Source organism: Acidovorax sp. CCYZU-2555, from assembly GCF_018413525.1.
In the GTDB taxonomy this organism is placed as follows: Bacteria; Pseudomonadota; Gammaproteobacteria; order Burkholderiales; family Burkholderiaceae_C; genus Comamonas.
Genome location: NZ_JAHCDD010000148.1, coordinates 1 through 4198, shown reverse-complemented (window position 1 = coordinate 4198; position 4198 = coordinate 1). Strand labels below are relative to the sequence as shown.

The window sequence follows — 4198 nt, the reverse complement described above, 5'->3', positions numbered from 1 at the left end:
CGCAGCAACGAGCGCGACCTGGCCGGTTACGGCGTGGGCCTGCGTTTCGCCGATCAGGCCTGGAGTCTGGAAGCCGCGCTGGCCTGGCGCAGCCGCGGCAGCGCCCCGACTTCGGACACCGCTGACCGCAATCCACGCCTTTGGGTCAAGGCCGGCTGGAAGTTTTAGTGCATCCAAGCCATCGCTGGTCAAAAACCCTATTACAATGCATGCTGTCGGAGCGTAGCGCAGCCTGGTAGCGCATCTGCTTTGGGAGCAGAGGGTCGCGAGTTCGAATCCCGCCGCTCCGACCAGTGATTCAAGGCCCTGGCTAGAAATAGCCAGGGCCTTTTGTCCGTCTGGACGCTTGCCAACCACGGCGGCGACTCACATCACCTTTTACCAGTGAATCCCGAACCCAGGCCTGCGGCCTGGCGCGAACCGTCTGAAGCATGAGGATGGCTTGCACTGTAGGCGCAGTCTGAAGGCCTGCAGGCGCCGTCTTGCCTAGAATTTCGCATGATCGTGTCGCACTTTCCAGACCGCACCATCGCGTGCCTGGCCGTGAAGACGCCCAAGAGTTTCCAAGGAGATTCACCATGCCAGGCATTCACCCCGACAACCAGCCGCCCGAGCTCAAGGACTACAACGTCTACACCAGCGACCCCGTGCTGCGCCGCGCCGTCGCGCGCGGCGGCGCCCAGTGGCGCGATGCCGAGCTGGTGCGCCAGGGCGGCGAATACGGTGCCGAAGCGACGCTGCGCAGCGCCGAAGACGCCAACCGCTACGCGCCCGAGCTGCATGCGCTGTCGCCCCGGGGCGAGCGCATAGACCAGGTGAAGTTCCACCCGGCCTGGCACACCATGATGGCCATGGCGCGGCGCAATGGCATTGCCAATCTGCCATTCCTGGACCCGCGGCCCTCGGCCTGGTCGGCCTACGGCGCGTCGCTGTACATGCACAGCCAGATCGAGTCGGGCTCCGCCTGCCCGACCATCATGACCAAGGCCAGCATTGCGCTGCTGCGCCTGAATGCACCGTTGAGCGCCGTGACCGCGCCGCTGCTCGCTTCGCTGGAACACGATGCGCGCGACATTCCGCTGGCGCAGAAACGCTCCATGACCGTGGGCATGGGCATGACCGAAAAACAGGGCGGCAGCGACGTGCGCACCAACACCACGCAGGCCGTGCCCGCGGGCGAAGGGCCCTGGGGAGAAGAGTTTCTGCTGACCGGCCACAAATGGTTTGTCTCCGCGCCCATGTGCGACGGCCACCTGATGCTGGCCAAGACCCGGGAGCATGGCTCTACCTGCTTTTTCGTGCCGCGCTGGCGGCCCGACGGCAGCAGGAACCCGGTCCACATCCAGCGTCTCAAGGACAAGGTCGGCAACCGCTCCAACAGCAGCAGCGAAGTGGAATTCAAGGACGCCTTCGGCGTGCGCATAGGCGAGCAAGGCCGCGGCATTTCGACCATCATCGAGATGGCGACGTTCACGCGGCTGGACTGCGCGCTGGCCAGCGCCGGCTTCATCCGTCAGGCCCTGGCCCAGACCCTGCACTACACGCGCCACCGCTATGCGTTCGGCAAGGCGCTGATCGACCAACCGGTGATGACCGAACTGCTGGCCGACATGGCGCTCGAGTCCGAAGCCGCGACGCTGCTGGCCATGGACCTGGCGAGCCGCTCTGGCGCCACGACGCCGCTGGACACCGCCTGGCGCCGCGTGCTGACGCCGGTCGCCAAGTTCTGGAACTGCAAGCGCGCCGTGGGCCTCACGGGCGAAGCCATGGAAGTGTTTGGCGGCAATGGCTATGTGGAGACCGGGCCCATGGGCCGGTTGTTCCGCGAAGCGCCGCTGAACTCGATCTGGGAAGGCTCAGGCAACGTGATGTGCCTGGACGTGCTGCGTGCGGTCTCGCGCAACCCCGATGACGCCCATCTGCTGCTCGACCATCTGCAGGATATCGCCACGCAGGCGCCGCCCCTGCTGGCCCAGGTACGGCAATTGCGCGCCGCGCTGCAGTTGCCGCCCGAGGCGCTGGAACGCCAGGCACGGCGCTTCACCCAGCGGCTGGCACTCGCCACCCAGGGCTGCCTGATGCTGCAGCATGCGAGCACCGAGGCCGCTTCGGCCTTCATCAGCAGCCGCTTCGACCCCGACTGGGGCCCGGTCACGGGCATCACCTCGGGCAGCCACGATCCGGCCGCGCTGCTGCGCGCGGCCTGGGTCTGAGTATGCGGAAAACAAATAAGGAAGTGACGATTTATACCTTCACAGCCTAAGCAGGCAAACGCACCATTCAAGTACTTTCACGCCGTGCCCGCATATTGCGCGCCGGCCAGCATCGTCCCTGTATGGAGCCTGCCTTGCCGTTTCTTTCACGCCGTTCCCTGCTGGCCTCGGCCAGCTTTTCCGTTCTTCTGGGCAGCGCGCTGCTGACCGCCTGCTCCAAGCAGCAGCCGTCCGCGGACACCCCGGCCGCAGCCGCCACGCCCGTCACCGGCGGCGTGCTGGTCTATCTGGAACAGCAGGCCCACACCAACCTCTACCCCCCGGCGGGCGGCTTCTATCCGAACGGCGGCATTCTCAACCAGATCACCGACAAGCTGACCTACCAGAACCCGACGACGCTGGCCATCGAGCCCTGGATCGCCGAGTCCTGGACGGTCAACGACAACGCCACCGAATACACCTTCAAGCTGCGCCCGGGCGTGAGCTTTTCCGACGGCACGCCGCTGGACGCCGCGGCCGTGGTGAAGAACTTCGACACCTTCGGCCTGGGCAACCGCGAACTCAAGCTGCCGGTGTCCGAGGTGATCAACAACTACGAGCGCGGCGAAGTGGTGGACCCGCTCACGGTGAAGTTCTATTTCAAGCAGCCGTCGCCGGGCTTCCTGCAGGGCACGTCGGTGATCGGCTCGGGCCTGGTCTCGCTGGCCACGCTCGCGCGGCCGTTCGAGGAGCTGGGCGATGCCACACGCATCATCGGCTCGGGCCCGTTTGTCGTCGCCAGCGAAGTGCTGGGCAAGGAGCTGGTGCTCAAGGCACGCGCCGACTACAAGTGGGGCCCGGCCAAGCATGCGCACCAGGGCCGCGCGCGGCTCGACGAGGTCAAGTTCATCATCAACAACGAAGACGGCGTGCGCATCGGCGCGCTGCTGTCGGGCCAGGCGGGCTTCATCCGCCAGGTCCAGGCCTATGACGAAAAACGCGTCACCGACAAGCAGTTCAGCATCTACGCGCCCTCGACGCGCGGCGTGAACAACGGCCTGTATTTCCGCCCGGACAACCCGTTGGTCGCCGACCTCAAGGTGCGCCAGGCGCTGCTGCACGCCACCGACACCAAGGCGATTGTCGACACGCTGTTCTCCAGCCACTACCCGCGCGCCACCTCGGTGATCGCGGCCAATGCGCAAGGCTATGTCGATCTGTCCGCCAAGCTGACCCATGACCCGGCCAAGGCCGCGAGCCTGCTCGACGCGGCCGGCTGGGTGCCGGGCGAAGGCGGCATACGCCACAAGGACGGCAAGCCGCTGGAGCTGGCTGCCTATGTCGCCCTGCCCCAGCCGCAGAACAAGGAAACGCTGCAGCTCGTGGCCCAGCAATGGGCCAAGGTGGGTGTGCGCTTCAATGTGCTGACCGGCGACAACGGCAGCTCGGCCGTCGACAACCTCGACCCGACGAAGACGCCCGTGATGGCCACCATGGTCGGCCGGGCCGATCCCGATGTGGTCAAGAGCCAGTTCTACCCGACCAACCGCAATGTGCTGCTGCAAAAAGGCGGCGTCAGCCAGAAGGTGCAGGCCTTCGAGGACGCGCAGTTGAACCAGTTGCTCAACGCCATCGCGGCCGAGACCGATACAGCCAAGCGCCTGGCGCTGGTGGGCGAGGCGCAGAACTATCTGATCGATCAGGCCTATGTGATTCCCATCTTCGAGGAGCCGCAGGCATTCGCCGGCGCGCCCTGGTTCCGGGATGTGGGCTTCGAGGCCGTGGGCCGTCCCAGCTTCTACGCGAGCTGGATCGCGCCGCACTGAACGCCACCCGGATTCGATTCGACCCTGTTTTTTTGCTGGCGCGGCGCTATAGAAAGCGCTGCGCCATGCCAGCTTTCTCGATTGTCATGACTTCACACGCATTCCTTCCCCAAGCCACCGCCCTGGCCCGCCCGCTGGCGGCACTGGCGTTGGCCCTGGCCCTCGCCGGCTGCAACAAGG

The 4198-nt window shown here is 65.9% G+C and carries 2 protein-coding genes and 1 tRNA gene; all 3 read left to right on the top strand.

Annotated features, from left to right (window positions below):
- Nucleotides 1–216 precede the first annotated feature (216 nt).
- The 3 genes from KHY18_RS26870 to KHY18_RS26860 all read left to right on the top strand — a co-directional run bounded on the left by KHY18_RS26870 (nucleotide 217) and on the right by KHY18_RS26860 (nucleotide 4018).
- A tRNA-Pro gene (locus tag KHY18_RS26870) sits at nucleotides 217–293 on the top strand.
- 285 nt (nucleotides 294–578) lie between these two features.
- Nucleotides 579–2213, top strand: a complete 1635-nt coding sequence (locus KHY18_RS26865; protein ID WP_213307485.1) for an acyl-CoA dehydrogenase family protein — start codon at nucleotides 579–581, stop codon at nucleotides 2211–2213.
- Nucleotides 2214–2335: 122 nt separating this feature from the next.
- A complete protein-coding gene (locus KHY18_RS26860; RefSeq protein WP_213307481.1) occupies nucleotides 2336–4018 on the top strand; it encodes a TIGR04028 family ABC transporter substrate-binding protein in 1683 nt (560 codons plus the stop codon).
- Nucleotides 4019–4198: the final 180 nt, after the last annotated feature.

Excerpts from the sequence above, each read along its gene's own strand:
- KHY18_RS26860 (WP_213307481.1), top strand. The coding sequence starts at position 2,336 with ATGGAGCCTGCCTTGCCGTTTCTTTCACGCCGTTCCCTGCTGGCCTCG.
- KHY18_RS26865 (WP_213307485.1), top strand. The coding sequence starts at position 579 with ATGCCAGGCATTCACCCCGACAACCAGCCGCCCGAGCTCAAGGACTAC.